This is a genomic window from Paradevosia shaoguanensis, assembly GCF_016801025.1.
GTDB classification, from domain to species: domain Bacteria; phylum Pseudomonadota; class Alphaproteobacteria; order Rhizobiales; family Devosiaceae; genus Paradevosia; species Paradevosia shaoguanensis.
This window is the reverse complement of record NZ_CP068983.1, coordinates 3,543,032-3,566,323: the sequence shown is the minus strand read 5'-3', so window position 1 is coordinate 3,566,323 and position 23,292 is coordinate 3,543,032. Positions and strand designations below refer to the sequence as shown.

The following is a 23,292-nucleotide window of genomic DNA, read 5'->3' as shown; positions in this document are numbered from 1 at the left end:
CCCAAATCACTTCATGGAGTGTGAGGGCGTTCGGCATTTGAGACAAGTACCGAGAAAATTCGGATGGTTTTGCACCTAACAAGACCTTGCCGGATTCCGGCTTAGAGCAGGCCCAGCCGCGCCAGTTCCTCGGCGATGAACTCGGAGCCCTCTTCCTGCGCGCCGGTCGCCATGTCGGGCGGCGCGTCCTTGGGTTCGAGGTAGCGCCAGCCCTGGAAGGGCCGCTTGGGGTAAGGCAGGGTTCGGACCATGTCGCGCGACATGATGATGTCGCAGCAATCCTTGCCTTCCTTGTCCGTCGCCGCCTGGAACCGCAGGATCGGCTGGCGGCAGCGAATGACGCCGGAGATGACCCAGTAGATCGATCCACCGCCGGCCAGCAGCTCATCCCCACGCTTGGGCGTGGTGCGGGTGCGGTGCACATGCACCTCCTCGCCGTAATCGGCGCCCCACCAATGTGCGCGTTCGTTGCGATAGCTTTCCAGCTCCTCGAACGATGAAACGCCGACGCACAGCTTGACCAGGTGAATCACTGCTTACGGCCCTGGATGAAGTCGATTTCGTCCTGTTCGACGATCCAGGATTCCTTGAGCGCATCGGCGTACCATTCCTGGAACGCCGGCAGCGCGTAGATGGCCTCGACATATTCGGCCGCGAAGTCGGGCACCGGCAGGTCATAGACGCGGATGCGCGTCGCGACCGGCGCAAACATGGCGTCCACCGCCGAGAACGCGCCGCCGAGATAAGGTCCGCCCGAGCGATCGAGCAGATCGCCCCAGACCTTCTGCAGCCGGTCGAGATCATCGGCCACATAATCGAGCGACACCTTGCCCGGATGGGAGGCGCGCAGGTTCATCGGCGCGGCATTGCGCAGCCGGGTGAAGCCGGCATGCATCTCGGCGCTCGCGGCGCGTGCACGCGCCCGCAGGTTCCTGTCGGCCGGCCAGATGTGCTTGTGCGGGTATTTGTCGGCGACATATTCGATGATCGCCAGGGTTTCCGGGATAACGAGATCGCCATCGATCAGCACCGGCACCTGCCCGGTCGGCGAGCGCTCCAGCATCGCCTCCTTCCAGCCCTCGCCATTAAGCAGCAGCAGCTCTTCCTCGAAGGGAATCTCGAAGCCGCGCAGCGTCAGCCACGCGCGCAGCGACCAGCTCGAATAGTTCTTGTTGGCGATCAGAAGCTTCATGGTCAGGCTCCAGTCAAAAAGAGAGGCGCCCACCGCCGGGCGCCTCTCGAAACTCCGGGGCTCCCCGCGGGAGCGCTGCCGCCGATCAGGCGGTTGCGACTACTGAGATTATCAATCCCATCGCCGCCAGACAAATAACGGTCCATGTGGCAATGCGCCACCAGGCGTAGTGAACTCGGCTTCGCATCGGGTACTCCCCTGCTCAACGCTCCGCCGCGAGGCATGCCTCGCCGTCGCCGAAAAGTTAATCCTCGTTAAGAAGACTGGCAAGCGGAGCCGCCGCCTGTGCAAAACCCTTGCCTAGAAGAGGTGGAACCAGAGCCCCGCCAGGCCCAGGAACGAGAAGAACCCGACGACATCCGTGATCATTGTCACGAAGGTGGCTGAAGCCACCGCCGGGTCGATCTTGAACCGGTCGAGCGTCAGCGGGATCAGCACGCCGGCCGAACCGGCAGCGACCATGTTGACCACCATCGCCAGCGCGATCACCAGCCCCAGCTCGGGATTGGCAAACCGGAGCCAGGTCACGACGCCGATCAGCACGGCGAAGATGCCGCCGTTGCAGAACCCCACCAGCACCTCGCGTGAAACCAGACGGCGCAGCTTGAAGCTGTCGAGCTCGCGCATCGCCAGGGCGCGCACCGTCACGGTCATGGTCTGCGTGCCGGCATTGCCGCCCATCGAGGCCACCATCGGCATCAGCACGGCCAGCGCCACCATCTGCTCGATCGTGGCGTCGAAGAGCCCGATGACCAGCGAAGAGAGGCTCGCCGTGAGCAGGCTCACCACCAGCCAGGTCGAGCGACTGCGCACCGCATCGCGAACGCCGTCCGAAAGATCTTCGTCGCCCACGCCGGCGAGAAGCTGCATGTCCTCGGTGGCTTCCTCGTGGATAACGTCCACCATGTCGTCGATGGTGAGCACGCCCACGAGCCGCCCGCTCTCATCGATGACGGCCACTTCGACCAGGTCATAGCGCTCGAACTTGCGGGCGGCCTCTTCCTGGTCCTCGCTGGCCTCGATCTCGATGACCTCGGCATTCATGATCTCTTCGATCTTCACCTTGCGCGGCGTGCGCAGGAACTTGTCGAGCGGCAAGGTGCCGAGCAGCTTGTAGCCGGCATCGACCACGTAGATCTGCCAGAACTCGTCGGGCAGATCCTTCTCGCCGCGCAGATAGTCGATCGTCTGCCCCACCGTCCAGAAAGGCGGAATGGCGATGAAATCGGTCTGCATCCGCCGGCCGGCGGAATCTTCCGGGTAATCGAGGCTGCGCCGCAGCGACAGCCGCTCGAAGGCCGGCAGCTTGGAGAGAATGTCGTCGCGATCCTGCGGCTCGATATCCTCGAGCAGCGTCACCGCGTCGTCGCTATCGAGCGCGGCCACGCCGCGGGCGATCTCGGCGTTGGGGATATTCTCGAACAGCTCGTTCCTGACGGATTCGTCGACCTCGGTCAGCGCCTCGAAGTCGAACTTGTCGCCAAGCAGCCGCACCAGCGACAGGCGCGCCTCGGCGTCCAGCGCTTCGAGTACGTCGCCGGTATCGGCCGCATGCAGCGGCTCCATCATAGCGACGACGGCTTCGCCGTCCTCCGCCTCGATGCGACGATGCAGCGTTTCGATCCAGTTCGGATCGATATGGCCGTCCTCATCGCGCAAAGGCACTTCGCCTCCGCGGATTTCCGGTTCCAATGTCTCGATATTTTCGCTCATCGACAGCCCCGAAGCGAGAGGGTCTACTTCCAGCGGGTGTAGCCAATCGACCGCCGATACGCCAGACTCACCCGGCAATTCGTGAGAAGCTTTTTCAAGGTGAGGAGCCTGTGCCACGGATGACCGCAAGCAACGAGAATCTCGACCTTTCCCGAGTGACCCGCCTGGCCCGCGAGGCCGGCCTGCCCGAGGTGAGCGAAGGCCTCAACTACGGCACCCCGGCGCTCAAGGTGAAGGACAAGACCTTCGCCCGCCTCAAGGACGCCACCACCCTCGTCCTGCTGCTGCCGATGGAACAGAAGGAGATGCTGCTCGAATTCGCCCCGCACGTCTATTTCGAGACCGACCACTACAAGGGCTGGCCCGCCGTGCTGGCGCGGCTGGACGTGATTTCCGACGAGGAACTGAGGGATCGGCTGGTGGACGCGTGGCGCGCCAAGGCGCCAAAGCGAGTGGCAGACGGGTTTGGTCGGGGTGCGGAAACGGGATAGGCCCTTGCCTTACCCCTGCACTCTCCGCACTATGCCCTCTTCACTAAACCGGTTTACCCATGATCAAAGTATCTCAGCCCCCCGATCCCTGGCAGCGCACCACCACCGAGAACGGCTTTGCGGCCGACGAGGTGATCTCGGCGCTGCAGAAGTCCATGCGCCGCGGCCTCCTCGACAACGTGCTGCTGCTCGCCTGGGAGATGTACATCACCAGCCCCGAGCTCGAGGAAATACTCTGGTCGCGGCTCTGCGTGATGTCGGTTGAGGATATCGGCGCGGGCAATCTCAATGCGCCGGTGCTGGTCGAGACGCTCTACCAGATGCACAAGCGCTACCCGCGCCCGATCGGCGATCGCTTCCTCTTCGCCGCCCACGCCATCCGCGTGATGGCCACGGGCGAAAAGGACCGCACGACCGACGACATGGTCAACTGGGCCAAGCAGGTCGTCGCCACCGGCGAGCGCCTGCCCGAAATTCCCGACATCGCGCTCGACATGCATACGCGGCGCGGCCAGGAAATGGGCCGGGATTACAAGTTCTTCATGGAAGAGGCGTCGCGCGTCATCCCCGAGATCAAGGGGAAGGAAACCAAGTATCGCGACTGGATCATGCAGGCGCTGGCCGAAGGCAAGCTCACCTGAAAAAGCAAAAGGCCCGCAGCGATGCGGGCCTCGTCACTTCTGCCGAAAGCTCAGCTTAGAGCTTGTCGGCATGCCGGCGGGCAAAGCCGTCGATATCGTCGTGCTGCAGACCGATATCGCGCAGTTGCCGCGGGCTCATCGCATCGAGCTCCCGACGCAGACGCGAATAGCTCGACCACTTCTGAAATGCCTTACGAAGGCCCATCTTACTTCTCCATCTTCCCACTCACCCGGAACCACCCGGGACATTCGCGGCGCGCCTCTAGGGGTCTTCCCCTGAACACGATCCGGATCGCCGCGCGACGCGCTTCTCATCCAGTAAAGTGTCAGGAACAAGAACGGCTTGTGGCAGTTTTCCGACAACCGCTCCTGGCGGATCGATATCCTGTCGGCCGCGTCCGAACGAGGCGGAGATAGGACCTGGGGTGCCTAAAGAGAAGCCCCATTTCAGCAAGGGAGTCATGCCCTGCGCGCAGGGTTTATGAAGCGTTACCGGTTGGGTGCCTCGGACGGCACGAGCTTCATGTAGATGAGTTCCGGATCGCCCTCGTCCAGCCCTTCGATGAAGCCGCTCATCTTGAAGCCTTCGCGTGCCAGCAGGGCCTGCATCGGCTGGTTGGAAAGGTTGGTCGAAGTCCAGAGCTTGGGCGGCCGGCAGACAGTCGCAAGGTAGCGCACCATGCCGCTGCCGATTCCCATCCGGCGCCAGGGTGCGCCCACGATCAGGAGATCGATGATCGGATCGTGGAAGAAGTGGTTGTGAAGCACGGCGAAGGCCGCGATGCTTCCACGCTCCTCCGCCACATGACACTCTCCCGCCTCCACCCAGGCCCGCAGCGCAACCTCCGCCGAAGGTTCGAGCCAGTCGGCGGCATGCTCGGGCTGGTCCGGCGCCGTCCGCACCGAGCGGTCGAGCGCGATGATCGATTCAAGATCATCCGGCCCCGCCTGGCGGAAGAGCGGCGCCACGGCCTAGAGCAACCGCTCGATATCGGCCGCGATATCCTTGGGCTCGACAGTCGGCGCGTAGCGCTCCACCACATTCCCCTGCCGGTCGAGCAGGAACTTGGTGAAATTCCACTTGATCGCCTCGGTCCCGAAAATCCCCGGCGCCTCCGCCTTGAGCCACGCCCAGATCGGGCTCTCGGCGCTGCCGTTGACGTCCACCTTGGCAAAGAGCGGGAACGTCACGTCATAGGTGAGCGAGCAGAACTGCGCGATTTCCTCGGCATTGCCCGGTTCCTGCTCGCCGAACTGGTTGCAGGGAAAGCCCAGAATCACGAGCCCGCGGTCGCGATAGTCCCGCCAGAGCGATTCCAGCCCGGCATATTGCGGCGTGAACCCGCAATGGCTGGCGACATTGACCACCAGCACCACCTTGTCGCGGTAGTCGGCAAGCGCTTGCGGGGAACCATCGAGGCGGGGGGCGGAGAAATCATAGAAGGCACTCAAGGCGAATCTCCAAATCAAGAAAGCTCGGCATGACCTTGAGCCGATTCAAGAAACCCCGGCGGCGCCCCGGTCAAGCCCCCTGCGTTTCCCACGGCATAGCCTGCCCGGATCCTGAAAGGCGGGCCCCGAGACGAAATCACCAAATGCATGGGCCAGAAACGAAAAAGGTCCGGTGTTACCCGGACCTATTTCAAAACTATGGTGCGGTCGAGAAGACTCGAACTTCCACGCCTTGCGGCACAGCGACCTCAACGCTGCGCGTCTACCAATTCCGCCACGACCGCACATCATGGTAGGGCTGCACCCTGCGGCGCAGCGAGCGGGGATGTAGCAAATGATTTTCGGACCTACAAGGGCTTAAATCGCGATCTGCGACAGCTTGTGGGAAACCACCCGAAATATCACCCGCGACGCAGCACCTTCTCAGTCACTTCCACGCGCAGGTGCCCATCCTCGACGCGCACTTCCCCACGAGCGATGAGCGTATTGTTGGCGTAGATCTTGAGCGGATCGTGCTCGGAGGCGTCCAGTTCGATCACCGCGCCGCGACCCATGCGCAACATGTGGTGGATCGGCATGGTCGTTGCGCCAAGCTCGACGGTGATATCGACTTCAATATTGTCTAGAGTGTTCATAGATAAGCTTGGTAGCCCCCAGCGGCCCAGCGCATTTGCCTGGGCGGAATCTCTCGGTGAAAGCATTCGTTCACTATGGTTATGGAAGAGTTAACGCCGGTTAAGGATGTCGCCTGCCAGACCAGCAGCAAGCTGGTTCGCGCCGACGGCAAGCCGGTCGATTGGATCATCGCGCCCGCCGAGGTGCCCTACCCCGAAGCGCTCGAGGCCATGCGCAGCCGCGCCGCGGCGATCGCGGCCGGCGAGGCCAACGAGGCCATCTGGCTGCTCGAACACCCCCCGCTCTATACCGCGGGAACCTCGGCCCATGCCGAGGACCTGCTGCTGCCCGACCGTTTCCCGGTCTACGACGCCGGGCGCGGTGGGCAATATACCTATCACGGGCCCGGCCAGCGCGTGGCCTATGTGATGCTCGACCTGCGCGAGCGCGGCCGCGACATCCGCTGCCTCGTGAGTGGGCTCGAAGGCTGGGTGATCGATACCCTCGCCGCTTTCAACATCACCGGCGAGCGCCGCGAAGGCCGCATCGGCGTCTGGGTGCGGCGGCCGGAAAGAGGTGCATCGAGCGAGGACAAGATCGCCGCCATTGGCGTGCGGGTGAGCAAGTGGGTCACCTTCCACGGCATCTCGCTCAACGTCTCGCCGGACCTTTCGCATTATGACGGCATCGTGCCCTGCGGGATTTCCGACCAGGGCGTCACCAGTTTCGAGGATCTGGGCCACATCGTATCGCTGCCCGAAGTGGATTCGGCATTACGGACCGCCTTCGAGGGCCGGTTCGGGCCGACGAGACAAGTCGCTTCACAACCTCTTGTGTCTGCGGCCTGACCGCCCCACTTTACGGCGAACCGAATCGTCCCTCGAGCAAGGACACGAGCATGACACTCGACGATCTCAAGAAGCTCCTGACCGGCAAGGTCTTGTTCCGGCTCGATTCCATCCTCTCGCCGCGGCTCATTCCGATGCTCTACGCGGTGGGCCTGGCGGCAATCCTGCTCTGGGCGGTCAGCCACCTCTTCGGCACGTTCGGCGCCAGCTTCGGCAATGGCCTCTGGGGCCTCCTCGAAATCGCCGTGTTCGGCCTCCTCTCGGTGATCGTGCTGCGCATCGTCTGCGAAGCGCTGGTGGTCTATTTCAAGACCCACGAGACCTCTGCCGACAATTTCGAACGCACCCGCCTTTCGACCTCCCTCCTCGATGAAGTGCGCGACGCCATCCACGACCTCGCCGAAAACGAGGAGCACGACTATACCGAGGCCGACGAATACATCACGCCGGCGACCGAACCCGTGCCGCCCACCTTCACCGAAAAGCCCGAAGGCCCGACCGTGATCGACGCGGAGCCCTCCGGCTCATCCCCCCACCGCACCGCAAAGCGGACCCCGCCGACGCCCAAGGACATGCTGTAGGCATGAGGTGGGGCCTCAGCTGCGTTTGCACCAGCTCGACCTCACCGCCTCCACAACCCGCCACACCCACGGAACTTCCCCGGACTTGATCCGGGGCCCATTGCACCGCTCCACTCGAGTGGAGGTATCCGTGGGCCCCGGCTCTTCGGCCGGGGAAGTGCAGTGGTGGGGCACAAGCGGCGGAAATTAGCGGGATAGTGGGGCGATCTCACCCGGAGCGCACATTTCCGCAACCCACTCCGCCTCCGCCCCCAGCCCCACGCATACCTGCTGCGACGCATCGGCATTTCACGATCATTGCATTTTCCGTGTTTTCCGGTATGAAGACGCCAGATTTCGCGGGTGGGCACGGCAATGTCGGCACCCGCTTTTTGCGTGGTTGATGACCACGCCAGGGACATTCCCAGGACCATTCCATTGAGCGACAGCAATCTGGCTAGCAAGCCGCAAGACGTTTCCGCCAAGCCGGGCCAGGCCCCCAAGATCGGCATGGTCAGCCTCGGCTGCCCCAAGGCCCTCGTGGATTCCGAGCGCATCCTCACCACGCTGCGCGCGCAGGGCTACACCTTCTCGCGCGACTATGCCGGATCGGACATCGTCATCGTCAATACCTGCGGCTTCCTCGACAGCGCCAAGGCCGAAAGCCTCGAGGCGATCGGTGAAGCGATCGGCGAAAACGGCAAGGTGATCGTCACCGGCTGCCTCGGCGTCGAGAAGGAACTCATCCAGAAGGTTCATCCGGGCGTCCTGGCCGTCACCGGCCCGCACCAGTACGAAGAAGTGGTCGAGGCGGTGCACGAGCACCTGCCTCCGGTCCCCAACAAGTTCGTGGACCTGCTCCCCGAGCAGGGCCTGCGCCTCACCCCGCGCCACTACGCCTATCTCAAGATTTCCGAGGGCTGCAACAATCGCTGCTCGTTCTGCATCATCCCGCAGATCCGCGGCGATCTCGTCTCGCGCCCGGCCGCCAGCGTGCTTTACGAAGCCGAGCGGCTGGTGAAGTCCGGCGTCAAGGAAATCCTCGTCATCTCGCAGGATACCAGCGCCTATGGCCTGGACATCAAGTATGCGACCAGCCCCTTCCACGGCCGCCAGGTCTCGGCCAAGTTCCTCGATCTGTCGCGCGAACTGGGCGAGCTGGGCGCGTGGATTCGTCTCCACTACGTCTACCCCTACCCCCATGTCGATGCTGTCATCCCGCTGATGGCCGAGGGCAAGGTGCTGCCCTATCTCGACATTCCGTTTCAGCACGCGTCCCCGACCGTGCTCAAGGCCATGCGCCGCCCGGCCAACCAGGAGAAGACCCTGGACCGGATCAAGCGTTGGCGCGAAATCTGCCCGGACCTCACCATCCGCTCCAACTTCATCGTCGGCTTCCCCGGCGAAACGGACGAGGATTTCGAGTATCTGCTCGACTGGGTCGAGGAAGCCGAGATCGATCGCGCCGGCTGCTTCGAATACGAGCCGGTGACCGGCGCTCCGGCCAATGACCTCGAAGGCATCGTGCCCGACGAGGTCAAGCGCGAGCGCTTCGAGCGCCTCATGGAAGTGGCGCAGGACGTTTCGACTGCGCAGCTGGCCAAGAAGGTCGGCCGCACCATCGAGGTGCTGGTCGATGACGTGCAGCCGGAGCACAACCGCGCCATCGCCCGCTCCAAGTGGGATGCGCCCGATATCGACGGCACGGTCATCATCGACAACGCCACCGGCATCAAGCCGGGCGACATGGTCGAAGTGACCGTGACCGACTCGGACGAATACGATCTGTTTGCGGAGCCGGCCAAGGCGAACTGACCGCCTGCCGGCAGCGGCAATTCGGGAGGGACGTCATGCAGGGTGTGTTGCATCAGGAATATTCGGTGCCGCTGGCAACCGGCGAGGTTCTGCGCCTCGGCCGGCACGCGGTGGTGATGGGCATACTCAACGTCACGCCCGACAGCTTTTCGGATGGCGGCGATTTCTCCGGGCTTGAGGCCGCCGTCGCCCACGCCCATGAAATGGCCGCCGAAGGCGCCGATATCATCGATGTCGGGGGCGAAAGCACCCGGCCCGGGCACGACGAAGTCTCCGTCCAGGACGAACTCGATCGCGTCATCCCGGTGATGGAAGCCCTCAGCGCCAGCTCGCTTGCCCCCCTCATCTCGATCGATACCTACAAGGCCCTCGTCGCCGACCAGGCCGTGCAGTCGGGCGCCGCGATCATCAACGATGTCTACGGCCTCCAGCGCGAGCCAGAGATCGCCGACGTCGCCGCACTCCACAACGTGCCGATCATCGCCATGCACTGGGACAAGGACCGCGACCCTGCCCGCCCGCTGATCGACGAGATGCTGCGCTATTTCGACCGCACCATCGAGATCGCCGGCAAGGCAGGCATCGGCAAGGACCGACTGATCCTCGATCCCGGCTTCGGCTTCGGCAAGAACCTGCAGGAAAACTACAAGCTCATGCAGGTCTTCGGGCGCCTCCACGACCTGGGCCTGCCCATTCTCATCGGCACCTCGCGCAAATCCATGATCGGCAAGCTCCTGGGGAACGAGCCCAAGGAGCGGCTGGCCGGCACGCTGGCCACCACCACCCTCGCCTATGCCGGCGGCGCTCACATTTTCCGTGTCCATGACGTCAAAGCCAACCGCGACGCCCTTCGCGTTGCGGCCGCAAGCCTCTATGGTCCCGCTCACACGGAGGCTTGATTCACTATGCCAGCTAGCGACCTTATCATCCTGAATAACCTGGGCTTTTACGGCTATCATGGCGTGTTGGGTGAAGAGAATCGCCTCGGCCAGCGTTTCTGGATCGACGTGACTGCCGGGCTTGATCTCTCGGCCGCCGCCCGCAGCGACAATCTCGATCAATCGGTCTCCTATGCCGACATGTTCGAGGTGATCGAGGCGGCCTTTGCTTCGCACCGCTTCAACCTCATCGAAGCCCTGGCCCAGCACATCGTCGACCGCGTGTTCGAAGGCTTCGCCGCCATCGAATGGATCCGCATCCGCGTGCGCAAGCCCGAGGCCCCCATCCCCATGGTGGCAGGCGAGGCAGCCATCGAACTCTATCGCGAACGGCCCTGAACCATGGCCAAAGCCTGGCTCGTACTCGGCGCCAATATCGGCGATCCGCTGGCGCAGCTCGAGGAAGCGGTGGCGCGCCTCGACGCCATGCCCACGCTTGCGGTCACCAAGCGCTCGTCGGTGCTGCTGACCAAGCCCTGGGGCAAGACCGACCAAAACGACTTTCATAACATGGCCTTGGAAGTCGAAACGGAATCAACGCCTCAGGAGCTTCTCGCCATCTGCCTGGGCGTCGAAGCCGCCATGGGCCGCCAGCGCCTCGAACGCTGGGGCCCGCGCCTCATCGACATCGACATCATCGCCTACGAGCGCCAGGTGATCGACGAGCCCAACCTGAAGGTCCCCCACCCCTTCGCCCACGAACGCGACTTCGTCCTCGTACCGCTGCGCGAGATCGCACCGGACGTCGCCGATTGGCTGGTAACACGCCGGTACTGAACAACCTTCGGGCGACAATGATCGTCCGAACTGACGAATCCCGCTGCCCCCCGCTCGAATGTTAGCTTCCCCTCGACGCCAGGAAGGGAGGCGATAATGCGTGCATGGAAGTACGGGCTGATCGCACTGGGGATGGGTTTCGCCGGCATCGCACATGCGGAAACCTGGCACGTGACCAGCGGAGTGAACGGCGAGGAACACTCGACATGGAGATTCCCGCAACCCTCTGCGACCGGCTACGCGGGCAGAGTCGACTTCACGGACGGCCGGACGGGAACGGTGTTCGCCCTTATGGGGACGTATTACCACACCCATGTGGAGGGCATCGAGGGTCGCGCGTCGCTATGCGCTTTCGGGATTCTTGAAGGAACGCCCGAGAAGGCAAGCGGGATCGAGTCTTGCCCTCCCAATTCGACGGACTATCAGGCGCCGTGGAGCGCCACGATCGATATGGAACACTGACTCAAGCACTTGCGGACTGGCTCGCCAGTCCGCCTAGCCGCGCATCAACTCGATGAGCTTCACCGCTGTATCAAATTCGATACGGCGGCGAGCCCGGCGCTCGATTGCTTCCTCGTCCTCGCCCCATTGGCGGATCTGGAAATCCTCATCGACATGCGCGGCACTCCACACATAATCGGGCGTGAAGAGGCGGTTGAGCAGGCCAATTGCGAGCAGGCCCGAACCGGTAAGGCCGGTGATAGACACCAGCGCCGTCAGCACCAGCAGCCCCTCGCCTTCCAGTGATTCCTCCAGCTTGGCCAGCGTTGCCGGCGGCTGCGGCTGGTGCAGGATGCCGATGGTCGGCTGGAAGCTGACGCCGAAATGACGGGCCAGCTTGACCAGGGCCTCGTCCCACATGGCTTCCTGTTCCGCCGCCAGCTCGCGCGGACTTTCAGCGCGATAGAGCATCAGGTCGCTACCGGCGAACTTGACCACCTCGTCGCGGAAGCTGGGCACCATGCCCTCGCCGCTTTCCAGCGCCGAATTCACGAGCCGCACCATCGGCATGGTCTGCGCGTCGATCCGTTCGCCCTGCGCCGCCCATTCCTCGGCCATGATGGTGGCGATGCCGGCGACCGGCACCACGACGGGCACCCGCCCCGGCGTCCGCGTCGGGCGGCCGTCGAGCGTGACGGTGAAGCCCCCCTCGACCGGCACGACGCCGGTTTCCTTGTAGAAGCGCTTGGGCAGCTCCTGCTTGGCATGCTTTTGCGCACGGCCATAGCCGTCGTCGCGATGCTGGAAGGCGTCTTCGAGGAACTCGCGCATGGTTCTACTCCAATAGCGATGCGATCGCCGCATCGAGGTCGTCATAGCGGTCGATCATCAGTGTAGCACCAGCCGCCACCAATTCCTCCCGGTCATGATAACCCCAGGAAACGCCGATCGATCGCACCCCCGCCGCATTGGCGAGCTGGATGTCGAACGTCGTATCCCCGATCATGATCGTCTCGGCGGTATCGGCCCCGGTTTCCGACATCGCCCGCAGCAGCATGCCCGGATGCGGCTTGGAAGGGTTGTGGTCCGGCGTCTGCAGCGTCGAGAAGTGCCCAGCAAGCCCGTGAATGCCGAGGATGCGGTTGACGCCGGTCAGCCCCTTGCCCGTAGCTATGCCGAGAATGGCGCTGTCATCGCCCCGCAGGCGGTCGAGCGCCTCGCGCGTGCCGGGGAACAGCGGCTCGCGATCGGCGGATTCGGTGAGGCTGGCGCGATAGAGCGTCCGGTAGCTCTCGACGAGCCGGCCCACGAGGTCCGTATCCTCGCTTCCCGCCAATTGCCCGATGGCGACCGGCAGCGACAGCCCGATCACCCGCCGCGATGCCTCGACGGTCGGCGCCTCGAGCCCCAGGCTCGTAAACGCCCGTCCCATCTGCTCGGTGATGAGCCCATGGGTATCGATCAGCGTCCCATCCATATCGAAAACGACGAGCTTCATCGGGCAGTCTCCTTTGCTGGAGGCTGCAAATCACAAATGTCGGGGCGTGTCACCACACCCCGACGAGATTTGCCTGAGCGCGGCTCAGTTGGCCGCGAAACAGTAGAAGAGGCCAGCCCCGCCCGTACCCTGGAGCGCGGCCTGACCGCATCCGCCGCGGGTCTCGTGCGAGGAGTTCCACGATCTGGCCGCGTCGGAATCGTCGAGCCCCGTGCGATCCGAATGGCCCACGATCGCGACGCCGTCGGCATTGCTGGTCCAGTCCCCGCAGGTCTTGCCGGCGGCAAGCGTGCCGTCCGGATTCGCGCCCGTGAGGATATCGTGGGTATTGGGCGTATCGCCCCGCCCATTGATCATCTCGCCCTTTTCGCTGAGTGCGGTCTCTTTGGTGAGATTGATCTGCGGGCTGTGGAGCGCGGCTACATCGGTGGCGATGACGTCACCCTTCACATTGCTCCAGGGGCCGGCCCCGATCCGGTCCTTGGCATTGACGCCTTCGGCGCTGAGATAGGCGCGCCATTCCTTGCCCGAAACGCCGGCCGCCTCGGCCAGCTTGAGGCAATGGGCATCGGCGCCCTCAAGTCCGCCCAGATTGGCTCCGTCGCCCAAGCCCACGCTTGTGACGAAAAAGCTCATCGAATCCTGGGCCAGTGCGGCAGGGGAAGTCACGGCGAGAAACGTTGCCGAAGCTACGGCTAGAGCGATGGTCTTCATGATTCCTCTCCTTGATGGACATGCAGTCGCCCTCCGCCCCCAGCGAAGGCCAGGGGAGGATAACCAGCCCGTTTGGGCTGGCCCATTCAACTATGCGTGTCGGAAAGGCTCAGGCGTCCGCTTCCGGATCCGTGTTCTGCGCGTCATAGCGCGCCGCGTCGAACCCGAGGGCGTCGAACGTTGCCTGCATATGCGGGGGCAGAGGCGCGGACACATCCAGCTTCTTGCCGCTACGCAGCGGCAGCGTGATGCGGCGGGCATGAAGCTGCAGCCCCTCGGCCAGGCCCTCCGGAGCGTCCCAGTTCTGGATGTTGAAATAGCGCGGATCGCCGAGGATCGGATTGCCGAGCTGGGCCATGTGCACGCGCAGCTGGTGGGTACGGCCCGTGACGGGCTTGAGCGTCACCCAGGCGAAACGGCGCCCGGCCGTATCGGTGGTCGAATAATAGGTCTGTGAGTGCTGCGCGCCGGGATAGCCGTGCGGCACCACGATCATCTGCTCGCCATCCTGCGTCGGCTGCTTGGCAAGGAAGCACGAAATCTCGCCCTGGCGCGGCGCCGGATTGCCGAAGACCACGGCCCAGTAGATCTTGCGCGCCGAGCGCGAACGGAACACGGCGCCGAAATGGCTAGCCGCCGCATGCGTCTTGGCCACGACGAGGCAGCCCGACGTATCGCGGTCGAGGCGATGCACCAGCCGGGGCGGCTCGCCCTTCTTGTTGGGCAGGCTCTTGAGCATGCCGTCGATATGGCGCTTGGTGTTCGTGCCGCCCTGTACCGCCAGCCCGTAGGGCTTGTTGAAGACGTAAAGCTCGTCATCCTCGTAGAGAATGATCGAGCGCAGGAATTCGGCATCTTCCTCGTTGATGCGCATCGGCTTGGGCGTGCCCGGGTCGTCGACCGGCGGCACGCGCACGGTCTGGCCGGCGGAGAGCCGCGTATTGGTCTGCGCCCTGCCCTTGTCCACGCGCACCTGCCCGGTGCGGATAAGCTTCTGCAGCCGGCCGAACCCCAATTGCGGGAAATGCAGGGCGAACCAGCGGTCCAGCCGCATGCCCTCTTCGTCCGTGGAAACCGTTCTTTCCTGTACTGCGCTCATGCGCCCGTGCCTCTTGTAATCAGGAGCCCGACATAGAGCGCCGCAATCGAAACTACAACCGAAAGCACCGCGTAGAGCAGCGCATCGTTCCATTGGCCGCGTTCGATCAGCGTCATCGCATCGAGCGAGAACGAGGAGAACGTGGTGAACCCGCCCAGGATGCCGATGGCGAAGAACAGGCGCAGCTCCTGCTGGTGCGGCGGCACGAAGCGCGCCAACAGGCCGACGAGCACGCCCATCGCGAACGAACCCGCGATATTGATGAGCAGCGTCGCCAGCGGGAACGTCGACCACCAGATGCGCCCGACCAGTACCGACACGCCATAACGGCTGACCGCGCCGATGGCGCCGCCAAGGCCAACAAGCAACACTTCGAGCATGAAATAAATCCAAGCGGTTCCGATAATGGCTCGTCCTACAATAGTTTGGTATCGTCGGCGACAGACTTTCGGCTTGAGGGGCATCGGTGCGGCGATGACATCACTAATCTCGAAGGTTGCCGTTGGCTTGCGCATGCTCACGGTAACGGTCACGCTGCTCGCCGTAGCCGCGTGTTCTTCGTTCGGCATTCGGCACCCGGTTCCAGCCGCAGATGCTGAAACCGCGGCGCTCGTCTCCTCACCCGTCATCCGCTACTGGGGCGACGAACTGCCCAAGGGCAATTCCGAGATATTCTCCGGCCTCGCGCGATCGGCCTCTCCGAAATTCCTCGCCCTTTCCGGCGGCGGCATGAACGGCGCCTATGGCGCCGGTTTCCTCGTGGGCTGGACTGCCCGGGGCGACCGGCCGAAATTCGATATCGTCACCGGCATCAGCGTGGGCGCGGTCATCGCCCCCATGGCCTTCCTCGGCCCGCGCTACGACAAGCGCATGGAATCCATCTTCTCCAACCTCGCCGTGCAGCGTACCAAGGGCCCGGGCGTGCTCGCCGCCCTTCTCGGTGCTCCGGCCATTGCCGACAACACCCCGCTCCGCATGGCTATCGCGCAGGTCGTCGACCAGCAGGCGCTCGATGAGATCGCCGCCGAGCACCGCGCCGGCCGCCGCCTCCTCATCGGCACCACCAACCTCGATGCCGAGCGACCCGTCGTCTGGGATATCGGCGCCATCGCCAACAGCAACATCGTCAACCGGCTTGAACTGGTGCGCACCATCATCCTCGCCTCGGCGGCCGTGCCCGGCATCTTCCCGCCGGTGCTGATCCGCGTGAACGCCGAGGGCAAGCCCTATGACGAACTCCACGTCGATGGCGGCGTTACCCAGCAGGTGGTGCTGCTCCCTGGCGGCTTCGGCGCCAGCGGCCCCAAGCTCAACGGCACGCTCTACGTCATCTACAACGGCACGATCGAACCGCAGCGCGACGCCATCCAGCAGGTCTCGAGCGTCTCGGTCCTGGCCCGCGCCGTACCGTCCCTGCTCAAGTATCGCGGCCGCGGCGACATCATCGTGCTGGAGAACGCGGTACGGGCGCGCGGCATCAAATACATGCTCACCGCCATCGCCGCCGACTTCCCACAACCAGACAATTTGTTCATGGCTTCGCCCGCCTGGCTCAACGAGCTGTTCACCTTCGGATACAAAAACGGGCGTGCCGGGAACTGGCAGAAGCATCCTTAGCGAGTTTCGGAACCAATTCTTAGCGCCTGACGGCTAGCAGGGATGCTGTTTGGGGGCATTTCTGCGATGAACAAGATAATCCGAGCGTCTTTGCGCGCCTTGATCCTGGGTTTCACCCTGTCACTGGCTGCAGGCTGCACGACAATGCTGCGCGATCCCGTGCCGATGGCGCGGATCGACGAGGCGAGCTTCGGCACCAAGACGCCCATCCGCTATTGGGGCGACCAGTTGCCGGCCGCCTATGCCAATGCCTTCCGGCGCGACAAGCACATCCTCAGCCTCTCCGGCGGCGGCCTCAACGGCGCCTATGGCGCCGGCTACCTCACCGGCTGGTCAGCGCGCGGCAACCGCCCGAATTTCGATCTCGTCACCGGCATCAGCGTAGGCGCCATGATCGCGCCACTGGCCTTTCTCGGCCCGCGCTACGATCCGCGCCTCCACGCCATCCTTTCGCAGGTCAACACCGACCACATCGCCGGCCCCGGCTTCCTCGCCGTATTGTTCGGCGCCCCCGCCCTTGCCGACAACACGCCGGTCAAGCGCGCCATCGCCTACATCATCGATGAGGAAACGCTGGCCGCCATCGCCGCGGAGCACCGCAAGGGCCGTCGGCTTCTCGTCGGCACCACCAATCTCGATGCCGAGCGCCCGGTCGTCTGGGATATCGGCGCCATCGCCAACAGCAACATCCCCAACAAGCTTGAGCTCGTCCGCCAGATCATCCTGGCCTCGGCCGCCCTGCCCGGCTTCTTCCCGCCGGTGCTCATCGAGGTGACCATCGATGGCAAGCAATATGACGAGCTGCATGTGGATGGCGGCATCACCCAGCAATTCGTGATGCTGCCGGGCGGCGGCCAGGGCGCCAAGTCGCAGGGCACGCTCTACGCCATCTACAACGGCACTACCCAGCCCAGCCCGCAGATCGTCAAGGCCACCGGCCTCTCCGTCCTCGGCCGCGCCGTCCCGACCCTGCTCAAATATCGCGACCGCGGCGACGTGCGCGAACTGGAGAACACTGCCCGCGCCTACGGCATCACCTACCACCTCGCGGCCATCCCCGGCGGCTTCCCCGAAACGCCGACCAAGAGCGCCCAGATCCAGGCCTGGCTCAACGATCTCTACGCCCTCGGCCTGCAACACGGCAGCGCCGGCTCCTGGCAGAGCAGTCGGTAGGTAGATGCCCTTTCCCCTGTCCCTCTAGCCTCTCCCCACCACCGAACTTCCCCGGCCGAAGAGCCGGGGCCTATTGCACCGCCCCACAGGAGTGGCGCAATCCATGGGCCCCGGCTTTCGCCGGGGAAGTACGGTACGGGTTATCGCTCCTCGCCCCGCTTCTTCTCGCGCAGGCGGGTAAAATACTCGAGCCGCTTGGCCAGGTCGCGCTCGAAACCGCGCTCCACCGGCCGATAGAAATCCTGCCGCCCGATCTTTTCGGGGAAATATTCCTGCCCCGAAAACGCCTCGGGCGTGTCGTGGTCGTAGATATAGCCCGCGCCGTACCCCTGCTTGCCCATGAGCTTGGTGGGCGCATTGAGGATCACCATCGGCGGCATCGGCGAACCGGTATCCCGCGCCACCTTCATCGCCGACTTGAAGGCGGTGTAGACCGCGTTCGACTTGGGCGCGAGCGCCAGGTAGACGACCACCTGCGCCAGCGCCAGCTCCCCTTCGGGCGAACCGAGCATTTGGTAGGCATCGCGCGCCGCGATCGCCTGCTGCAGCGCCTGAGGATCGGCAAGGCCGATGTCTTCCACCGACATGCGGATCAGCCGCCGCGCCAGGAACAGCGGGTCCTCTCCAGCCTCCAGCATGCGCGCGAAATAGTAGAGCGCCGCATTCGGGTCCGAGCCGCGAATGGTCTTGTGCAGCGCCGAAATGAGATTGTAGTGCCCGTCCTGCGCCTTGTCGTAGATCGGCGCTCGCCGTTGCACGACCGTGAGCAGCGAAGCCTTGTCCAGCACCTCGCCCGGCCGCGCCGAAGCCATGACTTCCTCGACCAGCCCGAGCAGCGCCCGCCCGTCGCCATCGGCGAGCGTCAGCAGCATCGCCCGCGCATCGTCATCGAGCGGCAATTGCTCGCCGGTCTTGGCCTCGGCCCGCTTCGCCAGGGCCTCGAGGTCTTCGAGCGAGAGGGATTCGAACCGCAACACCTGGCTGCGCGAGAGCAGGGCCGCGTTGAGCTCGAACGACGGATTTTCCGTCGTCGCACCCACGAGCACCACCGTGCCGTCCTCCATCACCGGCAGGAAGCCATCCTGCTGGGCGCGGTTGAAGCGATGAATCTCGTCGACGAAGAGCAGCGTGCGCTTGCCCGCCATCCGTTCGCCCCGCGCCTTCTCGAATGCCTTCTTGAGGTCGGCAACGCCCGAGAACACGGCTGAAATCTGCTCGAACTTGTAGCCGATCTGGTCGGCCAGCAATCGCGCGACGGTCGTCTTGCCGGTGCCCGGTGGGCCCCAAAGGATGAGCGAGCCAAGGCGCCCCGACGCAATCATGCGCCGCAGCGTGCCCTCGGGCCCGAGCAGGTGCTGCTGGCCGATCACCTCGTCGAGCGAGCGCGGCCGAAGCTGGTCGGCCAGGGGCCGGTTGGTGAGGTCCTCGCCGGACGGCTCAGCGCCATCCGGCTCCGGCGAGAAAAGATCGCCCATGCTTATCCACTGACGAACGAACGGAACACCTGGCCGCCGCGCTGCAGCACGATCTGCCAGGTATTGGCCCGACTGGAAGCCGTGTTCTTGAACGTCTCCGCGTCCGTCATTTCCGTTCCGTTGAGGCTGATGATGATATCGCCCTTCTGCAAGCCCATCTGGTCGGCGGGCGAGCCGCTGGCGATGGCGGTGACCACCACGCCCTTCGCATTAAAGTCGAGGCCAAGCTCCTGCGCAACGGCGGGAGAGAGCGTCTCCACAGTCGTTCCGGCAAAGCGCGTATTGCCGTTGATCTCGATGGCCTGCCCGGTTCCCGCCGGCGCCGCCTCGAGCGTCAGGTCCATCTCCTGCTCCTTGTGGTCGCGCCAGAACCCGATCTTGGCAGTCTCGCCTACCGGCTTGGTGGCGATGCGATAGTCGAAATTGCTGGCCTGGTCGATCGTGGCGCCATCGACGGAAAGGATCACGTCGCCCGGCTTGAACCCCGCCTTCTCGGCCGAGCTGCCCTTTGCGATCTCCGTGATCAGCGCACCATGCGGCGGATCGAGCCCGATGCTGTCTGCGATATCGGCCGTCACGTCCTGCGTGCGTGCCCCGAACCAGGGCCGCTGGATCGGCGCCCCGCTGATGCCGGCATTGGCGATCACCCGCGCCATGTTGGCCGGAATGGCAAAGCCGATGCCCACCGAGCCGCCCGACTGGCTGAAGATCGCAGTATTGATGCCGACGAGGTTGCCGTGCAGATCAACAAGCGCCCCGCCCGAATTGCCCGGGTTGATGGCCGCATCCGTCTGGATGAAGAACTCGTAGTTGTTGCTCTCGACGCCCGTACGCGCCAAAGCCGAGACGATGCCACTCGTCACCGTTTGCCCCACCCCGAACGGGTTGCCGATGGCCAGCACCAGGTCACCCACCTGCAACTGGTCGGAATCCGCAAAGGTCAGCGGCTGGAACTTGCGCTGGCCCGCGTTCTTGATCTTGAGAACCGCCAGATCGGTCTTCTCGTCATCGAGCGCCACATCGACCGCGTATTCGCGCCCGTCGGCCGTCGCCACCCGCACATCGGTAGCGCCATGCACTACGTGGCTATTGGTGAGGATCACCCCGCTCTCGTTGACGATGACGCCCGAGCCCAGCGACTTGGATTCCCTCGGCGCCGCGTCGAACGGGCTGCCGCCGCCGAAAAAGCGCTGGAAGAACGGGTCGTTGGCAAAGGGCGAACGCGATCCTGCAACGACAGTGGTGGCATAGACGTTGACCACGGAGGGCGAAACCGCCTTCACCACCGGCGCGAAGCTGAGTTGCATCTGCTCCTGGCTGGTCGGCAACTGCCGATCTGCCTGGGCAACTTGCACAGCCTGCGCCACCTGGACGGCCTGCGCTGGAGCGGTCGCCGGCTGCGCGGCAGCGGGAGCTTCCGCCACGAGCGCCTCGGTCGTTTCGTTCTGCGTTCGCCCCTGCTCCCAGACGGCGCCAAGTGCGGCGCCGACGACGGCCACGGCGATGAGACCCGATGCTAGGAGGACGGTGCGGTTGCTCATGGTTCCACTCCAAAAACAGAAGGCATTCTGGATACTTGCGCCTCTTGTCTGCCTCGCGAGAAGCGCCCGGATTTTGGCGCCATTAAGGTGTCACAAAACACCACTTGAAATGGGGCGAATTATCATTTGCGCTAGGGGTCAACTCTTCCTATATGCAGCGCTTCTTTCACCCTTTTACAAAAGGCCTTCGTCATGAACGATCAAGTGACTGCGCCGACCCAGGTCTATCCGAACACCTCCGCCCTGATCGCGGCGGAAGCTCCGGATTTTCCGAGCTTCCTGTTCTCCGAGCGCGAGCTGATCAAGGCCAAGAAGGTTTTCAAAAAGGGCTTTGACGGGCTGCTGACCTATGCGGTCAAGTGCAACCCTTCCCCGCACATCATCCAGATCCTGCATCGCGAAGGTTTGAAGGCGTTTGACGTCGCCTCCAACACCGAGATGGAGCTCATCCGCGACTACGCTCCTGGCGCGGTGATGCACTACAACAACCCGATCAAGAACAGGCGCGAGATCGAACGCGCCTACGAAGAGTTCGGCATCCGCTCCTTCACCATCGACCATCCGTCCCAGCTCGATCAGCTGGCGGCGATCGTGTCGCCGTCCAAGGACGTCGAGGTCACCACCCGCTTCAAGGCCGGCAAGGCGCTCAAGTCCTATGACTTCGGCACCAAGTTCGGCGTCATGGAACAGGGCGCCATCGAGATCGTGCAGATGGTCGAGCAGATGGGCTACACCCCCTCGCTCTGCTTCCACGTCGGCAGCCAGTGCGAAGACGCCTACGCCTATGAGCGTCACATCGCGGCAGCGGCCAACATCGCCAGGGAATCCGGCATCGAGCTCAAGCGCCTCAATATCGGCGGCGGCTACCCGGCCCCCTACCCGACCAGCGAAGCGCCGCCGATGGACTATTATTTCGAGACCATCGACCAGGCCGTGAAGGACAACTTCTCCGGCTCCAAGCCCGAACTCATCATCGAGCCGGGCCGCGCCATGGTCACCTCGTCCACCTCCCTGCTGCTGCGCGTGAAGCACCAGCGCGGCGGCATCTCGGTCTACCTCAACGACGGCGCCTACGGCGCGCTGATGGAAGTGAAGTTCATGCACTTCACCCCCGCCGTCCGCGTCTGGCGCGGCGCCCGCGTGCACGACAATGACGGCCAGTTCGAAGGCTTCACCGTCTGGGGCCCGACCTGCGACAGCTATGACGTGCTGCCGCAGACCTTCATGCTGCCCTCCGACATCGACGAGGACGACTGGGTCGAGTTCGGCCTGATGGGCGCCTACACCCAGGCCTCGCTCACCCCGTTCAACGGTTTCGATCGCCGCGACCAGTACTGGGTCGACGAGATCTTCACCGGCAAGGACGACCAGTAAGCGTCGCAACACTCTTGACCAGGGGGCCGCTTCCGTTCTACGGGAGCGGCCCTTTTCTTTTCCGGTGAAACGCTATGAACGACCCGCTGCCTCTGGCTGCGCTTGGCCGCCGCATTTGTATTCTCGGTCCCTCCAGCAACGGCAAGTCCACGCTCGCTACGGCCATCGGCCGCAAGCTGGGCATTCCCGCCATTCATCTCGACCTGTTCTTCCATCTCCCCAATACCGATTGGGAACAGCGCCCCAAGGAGGAGTTCTATGCCCTTCACGACGCCGCCATCGAGGGCGACAGCTGGGTGATGGATGGCAATTATTCCTCGGCCATGCCCCGGCGCTTCGCCCGCGCCACCGGCGTGATCCTCGTGCGCGCCCCGCGCCTCGCCAACCTCATGCGCTATTTCAACCGCACCCTGTTCCAGACCAAGCGCTTCGGCGCGCTCGAAGGAAACAAGGACAGCGTGAAATGGGAAATGATCCACTGGCTGCTCTTCGTCCAGTCGCGCAATTACGGCAAATACGACGCCATGCTGGCCGATGCCGGCGTTCCCGTGGTGCGCATGAACTCCATGGCCGAGATCAACCGCTACTACCGCGCCTGGGGCCTCACCCGCCCGATCGCACCATGAATCCGCCGGCGCTCGAAACCTTCGGTCCGCGCCTCTGCATCTGCGGCCCCTCCAACAGCGGCAAATCCACCCTTTCGGTCGCCCTCGGCCGCAAGCTCGAACTGCCCGTCTTCCATCTCGACCTCCTCTTCCACCTCCCCAACACCAACTGGCAGCCCCGTCCCCGCCCAGACTTCGAGCGCCTCCACCGGGAGGCGATCACGGGCGAACGTTGGGTCATGGAAGGCAACTATTTCGGCGCCCTCTCCGAGCGCCTTGACCGCGCCACCGGCATCATCCTCACCGGCAACGAACCCACCCGCAGCCTCTTCCGCTATATTCGCCGAACCCTCTTCGAACCCAACCGCCCCGGCGCTCTGGAAGGCGGCGAAGACCGGCTGAACTGGGACATGATCCACTTCATCGCAATCGAGCAGCCGCGGAAACGGGAGCGCGACGTCGAGCTGCTGCGCAGGTCGGGTTTGCCGATGCTGGAACTGCGCACGATGCGGGAGCTGAACGCCTGCTATGAGGCATGGGGACTGGAGCGATAGCGCGCCGACCGGTGCTCCTCCTGCCTCCTGCCTCCTGCCTCCTGCTCCCTAGGAGCTCTATCCCCCGCGCTATCGCGCCACCTCCGCCCCCACCCCACCACCGAACTTCCCCGGGCGAAGACCCGGGGCCTATTGCACCACGCCACTCGAGTGGCGCCA

General features: G+C 64.1%; 28 protein-coding genes and 1 tRNA gene. 14 read left to right on the top strand and 15 right to left on the bottom strand.

Annotation, left to right across the window (positions count from 1 at the left end):
• Positions 1-101: 101 nt before the first annotated feature.
• From JNE37_RS17420 to mgtE, 3 genes are all read right to left on the bottom strand, one after another.
• Positions 102-533, bottom strand: a complete 432-nt coding sequence (locus JNE37_RS17420) for a DUF1489 family protein (protein WP_246513346.1) — start codon at positions 531-533, stop codon at positions 102-104.
• Positions 530-1,192, bottom strand: a complete 663-nt coding sequence (locus JNE37_RS17415; RefSeq protein WP_182400079.1) for a glutathione S-transferase — start codon at positions 1,190-1,192, stop codon at positions 530-532. The genes JNE37_RS17420 and JNE37_RS17415 overlap by 4 nt, the downstream gene beginning before the upstream one ends.
• A gap of 300 nt (positions 1,193-1,492) precedes the next feature.
• Positions 1,493-2,905: a magnesium transporter gene (gene mgtE, locus JNE37_RS17410; protein WP_035088844.1), complete on the bottom strand. Its 1,413-nt coding sequence runs from the start codon at positions 2,903-2,905 to the stop codon at positions 1,493-1,495.
• Positions 2,906-3,024: 119 nt separating this feature from the next.
• On the opposite strand from mgtE, the gene JNE37_RS17405 reads away from it, so the two are divergent.
• Positions 3,025-3,396, top strand: coding sequence for an MmcQ/YjbR family DNA-binding protein (locus JNE37_RS17405; RefSeq protein WP_203064000.1), 372 nt, complete (start codon positions 3,025-3,027; stop codon positions 3,394-3,396).
• A gap of 59 nt (positions 3,397-3,455) precedes the next feature.
• A complete protein-coding gene (locus JNE37_RS17400; protein WP_035088848.1) occupies positions 3,456-4,037 on the top strand; it encodes an AAA family ATPase in 582 nt (193 codons plus the stop codon).
• 55 nt (positions 4,038-4,092) lie between these two features.
• Here the strand turns inward: JNE37_RS17400 and JNE37_RS17395 are convergent, their stop codons facing one another.
• The 5 genes from JNE37_RS17395 to JNE37_RS17375 all read right to left on the bottom strand — a co-directional run bounded on the left by JNE37_RS17395 (position 4,093) and on the right by JNE37_RS17375 (position 6,124).
• On the bottom strand, positions 4,093-4,242 hold the full coding sequence (locus tag JNE37_RS17395; RefSeq protein WP_081840821.1) for a DUF1127 domain-containing protein: 150 nt from the start codon (positions 4,240-4,242) through the stop codon (positions 4,093-4,095).
• Positions 4,243-4,526: 284 nt separating this feature from the next.
• Positions 4,527-5,006: a GNAT family N-acetyltransferase gene (locus tag JNE37_RS17390; RefSeq protein WP_203063999.1), complete on the bottom strand. Its 480-nt coding sequence runs from the start codon at positions 5,004-5,006 to the stop codon at positions 4,527-4,529.
• Positions 5,007-5,009: 3 nt separating this feature from the next.
• Positions 5,010-5,489 carry a glutathione peroxidase gene (locus JNE37_RS17385; RefSeq protein ID WP_035088850.1) on the bottom strand — a complete coding sequence of 160 codons (480 nt, stop codon included), beginning with the start codon at positions 5,487-5,489 and terminating at the stop codon, positions 5,010-5,012.
• Between the two features lie 199 nt (positions 5,490-5,688).
• Positions 5,689-5,773 (bottom strand) — tRNA-Leu (locus JNE37_RS17380).
• Positions 5,774-5,890: 117 nt separating this feature from the next.
• Positions 5,891-6,124: a FliM/FliN family flagellar motor switch protein gene (locus JNE37_RS17375; protein WP_035038442.1), complete on the bottom strand. Its 234-nt coding sequence runs from the start codon at positions 6,122-6,124 to the stop codon at positions 5,891-5,893.
• Positions 6,125-6,205: 81 nt separating this feature from the next.
• On the opposite strand from JNE37_RS17375, the gene lipB reads away from it, so the two are divergent.
• The 7 genes from lipB to JNE37_RS17340 all read left to right on the top strand — a co-directional run bounded on the left by lipB (position 6,206) and on the right by JNE37_RS17340 (position 11,504).
• Positions 6,206-6,952 (top strand): lipoyl(octanoyl) transferase LipB, encoded by a 747-nt coding sequence (gene lipB, locus JNE37_RS17370; RefSeq protein ID WP_203063998.1) that lies wholly within the window; start codon positions 6,206-6,208, stop codon positions 6,950-6,952.
• Between the two features lie 50 nt (positions 6,953-7,002).
• A complete protein-coding gene (locus JNE37_RS17365; protein ID WP_035038441.1) occupies positions 7,003-7,533 on the top strand; it encodes a DUF4282 domain-containing protein in 531 nt (176 codons plus the stop codon).
• Positions 7,534-8,022: 489 nt separating this feature from the next.
• Positions 8,023-9,327, top strand: coding sequence for a 30S ribosomal protein S12 methylthiotransferase RimO (gene rimO, locus JNE37_RS17360; RefSeq protein ID WP_035038625.1), 1,305 nt, complete (start codon positions 8,023-8,025; stop codon positions 9,325-9,327).
• 35 nt (positions 9,328-9,362) lie between these two features.
• On the top strand, positions 9,363-10,226 hold the full coding sequence (gene folP / locus JNE37_RS17355) for a dihydropteroate synthase (protein WP_203063997.1): 864 nt from the start codon (positions 9,363-9,365) through the stop codon (positions 10,224-10,226).
• Positions 10,227-10,232: 6 nt separating this feature from the next.
• Entirely contained in the window at positions 10,233-10,604 is a 372-nt protein-coding gene (gene folB, locus JNE37_RS17350) for a dihydroneopterin aldolase (RefSeq protein ID WP_035038439.1), read from the top strand.
• 3 nt (positions 10,605-10,607) lie between these two features.
• Positions 10,608-11,042 (top strand): 2-amino-4-hydroxy-6-hydroxymethyldihydropteridine diphosphokinase, encoded by a 435-nt coding sequence (gene folK / locus JNE37_RS17345; RefSeq protein ID WP_203063994.1) that lies wholly within the window; start codon positions 10,608-10,610, stop codon positions 11,040-11,042.
• A 96-nt stretch (positions 11,043-11,138) separates the two neighbouring features.
• Positions 11,139-11,504 (top strand): hypothetical protein, encoded by a 366-nt coding sequence (locus tag JNE37_RS17340; protein ID WP_203063993.1) that lies wholly within the window; start codon positions 11,139-11,141, stop codon positions 11,502-11,504.
• A gap of 33 nt (positions 11,505-11,537) precedes the next feature.
• Here JNE37_RS17340 and JNE37_RS17335 read toward each other — a convergent pair whose 3' ends face one another.
• The 5 genes from JNE37_RS17335 to crcB all read right to left on the bottom strand — a co-directional run bounded on the left by JNE37_RS17335 (position 11,538) and on the right by crcB (position 15,174).
• Entirely contained in the window at positions 11,538-12,314 is a 777-nt protein-coding gene (locus JNE37_RS17335; RefSeq protein WP_203063992.1) for an ATP12 family chaperone protein, read from the bottom strand.
• 4 nt (positions 12,315-12,318) lie between these two features.
• Positions 12,319-12,981: an HAD-IA family hydrolase gene (locus JNE37_RS17330; protein ID WP_035088862.1), complete on the bottom strand. Its 663-nt coding sequence runs from the start codon at positions 12,979-12,981 to the stop codon at positions 12,319-12,321.
• Positions 12,982-13,065: 84 nt separating this feature from the next.
• Positions 13,066-13,695, bottom strand: a complete 630-nt coding sequence (locus JNE37_RS17325) for a hypothetical protein (RefSeq protein ID WP_182400070.1) — start codon at positions 13,693-13,695, stop codon at positions 13,066-13,068.
• A gap of 109 nt (positions 13,696-13,804) precedes the next feature.
• On the bottom strand, positions 13,805-14,794 hold the full coding sequence (locus JNE37_RS17320) for an RluA family pseudouridine synthase (protein WP_035038430.1): 990 nt from the start codon (positions 14,792-14,794) through the stop codon (positions 13,805-13,807).
• Positions 14,791-15,174 (bottom strand): fluoride efflux transporter CrcB, encoded by a 384-nt coding sequence (crcB, locus tag JNE37_RS17315; RefSeq protein WP_035038428.1) that lies wholly within the window; start codon positions 15,172-15,174, stop codon positions 14,791-14,793. Before crcB ends, JNE37_RS17320 begins: the two co-directional genes overlap by 4 nt.
• A gap of 94 nt (positions 15,175-15,268) precedes the next feature.
• Between crcB and JNE37_RS17310 the strand changes: the two genes are divergently transcribed.
• Both JNE37_RS17310 and JNE37_RS17305 read left to right on the top strand, forming a co-directional pair.
• The gene (locus JNE37_RS17310; RefSeq protein WP_203063991.1) at positions 15,269-16,411 is read left to right on the top strand and encodes a patatin-like phospholipase family protein; all 1,143 of its coding nucleotides are present in this window, start codon (positions 15,269-15,271) and stop codon (positions 16,409-16,411) included.
• A gap of 66 nt (positions 16,412-16,477) precedes the next feature.
• Positions 16,478-17,584, top strand: coding sequence for a patatin-like phospholipase family protein (locus JNE37_RS17305; RefSeq protein WP_203063990.1), 1,107 nt, complete (start codon positions 16,478-16,480; stop codon positions 17,582-17,584).
• A gap of 140 nt (positions 17,585-17,724) precedes the next feature.
• Here JNE37_RS17305 and JNE37_RS17300 read toward each other — a convergent pair whose 3' ends face one another.
• Together JNE37_RS17300 and JNE37_RS17295 are read right to left on the bottom strand one after the other, a co-directional pair.
• Positions 17,725-19,059, bottom strand: coding sequence for a replication-associated recombination protein A (locus JNE37_RS17300; protein WP_035038426.1), 1,335 nt, complete (start codon positions 19,057-19,059; stop codon positions 17,725-17,727).
• A gap of 2 nt (positions 19,060-19,061) precedes the next feature.
• The gene (locus tag JNE37_RS17295; RefSeq protein ID WP_246513344.1) at positions 19,062-20,600 is read right to left on the bottom strand and encodes a DegQ family serine endoprotease; all 1,539 of its coding nucleotides are present in this window, start codon (positions 20,598-20,600) and stop codon (positions 19,062-19,064) included.
• A gap of 192 nt (positions 20,601-20,792) precedes the next feature.
• On the opposite strand from JNE37_RS17295, the gene JNE37_RS17290 reads away from it, so the two are divergent.
• The 3 genes from JNE37_RS17290 (at position 20,793) to JNE37_RS17280 (ending at position 23,133) form a co-directional block, all read left to right on the top strand.
• Positions 20,793-21,974, top strand: coding sequence for a type III PLP-dependent enzyme domain-containing protein (locus JNE37_RS17290; protein ID WP_203063989.1), 1,182 nt, complete (start codon positions 20,793-20,795; stop codon positions 21,972-21,974).
• A gap of 74 nt (positions 21,975-22,048) precedes the next feature.
• On the top strand, positions 22,049-22,600 hold the full coding sequence (locus JNE37_RS17285; protein ID WP_246513342.1) for a P-loop NTPase family protein: 552 nt from the start codon (positions 22,049-22,051) through the stop codon (positions 22,598-22,600).
• Positions 22,597-23,133, top strand: a complete 537-nt coding sequence (locus tag JNE37_RS17280) for a P-loop NTPase family protein (RefSeq protein ID WP_203063988.1) — start codon at positions 22,597-22,599, stop codon at positions 23,131-23,133. The genes JNE37_RS17285 and JNE37_RS17280 overlap by 4 nt, the downstream gene beginning before the upstream one ends.
• The last annotated feature ends 159 nt before the right edge of the window (positions 23,134-23,292 follow it).

Excerpts from the sequence above, each read along its gene's own strand:
- JNE37_RS17305 (WP_203063990.1), top strand. The coding sequence starts at position 16,478 with ATGAACAAGATAATCCGAGCGTCTTTGCGCGCCTTGATCCTGGGTTTC.
- JNE37_RS17310 (WP_203063991.1), top strand. The coding sequence starts at position 15,269 with ATGACATCACTAATCTCGAAGGTTGCCGTTGGCTTGCGCATGCTCACG.
- JNE37_RS17405 (WP_203064000.1), top strand. The coding sequence starts at position 3,025 with ATGACCGCAAGCAACGAGAATCTCGACCTTTCCCGAGTGACCCGCCTG.
- lipB (WP_203063998.1), top strand. The coding sequence starts at position 6,206 with ATGGAAGAGTTAACGCCGGTTAAGGATGTCGCCTGCCAGACCAGCAGC.
- JNE37_RS17330 (WP_035088862.1), bottom strand. The coding sequence starts at position 12,981 with ATGAAGCTCGTCGTTTTCGATATGGATGGGACGCTGATCGATACCCAT.
- crcB (WP_035038428.1), bottom strand. The coding sequence starts at position 15,174 with ATGCTCGAAGTGTTGCTTGTTGGCCTTGGCGGCGCCATCGGCGCGGTC.
- JNE37_RS17285 (WP_246513342.1), top strand. The coding sequence starts at position 22,049 with ATGAACGACCCGCTGCCTCTGGCTGCGCTTGGCCGCCGCATTTGTATT.
- JNE37_RS17320 (WP_035038430.1), bottom strand. The coding sequence starts at position 14,794 with ATGAGCGCAGTACAGGAAAGAACGGTTTCCACGGACGAAGAGGGCATG.
- JNE37_RS17290 (WP_203063989.1), top strand. The coding sequence starts at position 20,793 with ATGAACGATCAAGTGACTGCGCCGACCCAGGTCTATCCGAACACCTCC.
- JNE37_RS17335 (WP_203063992.1), bottom strand. The coding sequence starts at position 12,314 with ATGCGCGAGTTCCTCGAAGACGCCTTCCAGCATCGCGACGACGGCTAT.
- mgtE (WP_035088844.1), bottom strand. The coding sequence starts at position 2,905 with ATGAGCGAAAATATCGAGACATTGGAACCGGAAATCCGCGGAGGCGAA.
- JNE37_RS17340 (WP_203063993.1), top strand. The coding sequence starts at position 11,139 with ATGCGTGCATGGAAGTACGGGCTGATCGCACTGGGGATGGGTTTCGCC.
- JNE37_RS17365 (WP_035038441.1), top strand. The coding sequence starts at position 7,003 with ATGACACTCGACGATCTCAAGAAGCTCCTGACCGGCAAGGTCTTGTTC.
- folP (WP_203063997.1), top strand. The coding sequence starts at position 9,363 with ATGCAGGGTGTGTTGCATCAGGAATATTCGGTGCCGCTGGCAACCGGC.
- JNE37_RS17325 (WP_182400070.1), bottom strand. The coding sequence starts at position 13,695 with ATGAAGACCATCGCTCTAGCCGTAGCTTCGGCAACGTTTCTCGCCGTG.
- folB (WP_035038439.1), top strand. The coding sequence starts at position 10,233 with ATGCCAGCTAGCGACCTTATCATCCTGAATAACCTGGGCTTTTACGGC.
- rimO (WP_035038625.1), top strand. The coding sequence starts at position 8,023 with ATGGTCAGCCTCGGCTGCCCCAAGGCCCTCGTGGATTCCGAGCGCATC.
- JNE37_RS17375 (WP_035038442.1), bottom strand. The coding sequence starts at position 6,124 with ATGAACACTCTAGACAATATTGAAGTCGATATCACCGTCGAGCTTGGC.
- JNE37_RS17300 (WP_035038426.1), bottom strand. The coding sequence starts at position 19,059 with ATGGGCGATCTTTTCTCGCCGGAGCCGGATGGCGCTGAGCCGTCCGGC.
- JNE37_RS17295 (WP_246513344.1), bottom strand. The coding sequence starts at position 20,600 with ATGAGCAACCGCACCGTCCTCCTAGCATCGGGTCTCATCGCCGTGGCC.
- JNE37_RS17400 (WP_035088848.1), top strand. The coding sequence starts at position 3,456 with ATGATCAAAGTATCTCAGCCCCCCGATCCCTGGCAGCGCACCACCACC.
- JNE37_RS17280 (WP_203063988.1), top strand. The coding sequence starts at position 22,597 with ATGAATCCGCCGGCGCTCGAAACCTTCGGTCCGCGCCTCTGCATCTGC.
- JNE37_RS17395 (WP_081840821.1), bottom strand. The coding sequence starts at position 4,242 with ATGGGCCTTCGTAAGGCATTTCAGAAGTGGTCGAGCTATTCGCGTCTG.
- JNE37_RS17415 (WP_182400079.1), bottom strand. The coding sequence starts at position 1,192 with ATGAAGCTTCTGATCGCCAACAAGAACTATTCGAGCTGGTCGCTGCGC.
- folK (WP_203063994.1), top strand. The coding sequence starts at position 10,608 with ATGGCCAAAGCCTGGCTCGTACTCGGCGCCAATATCGGCGATCCGCTG.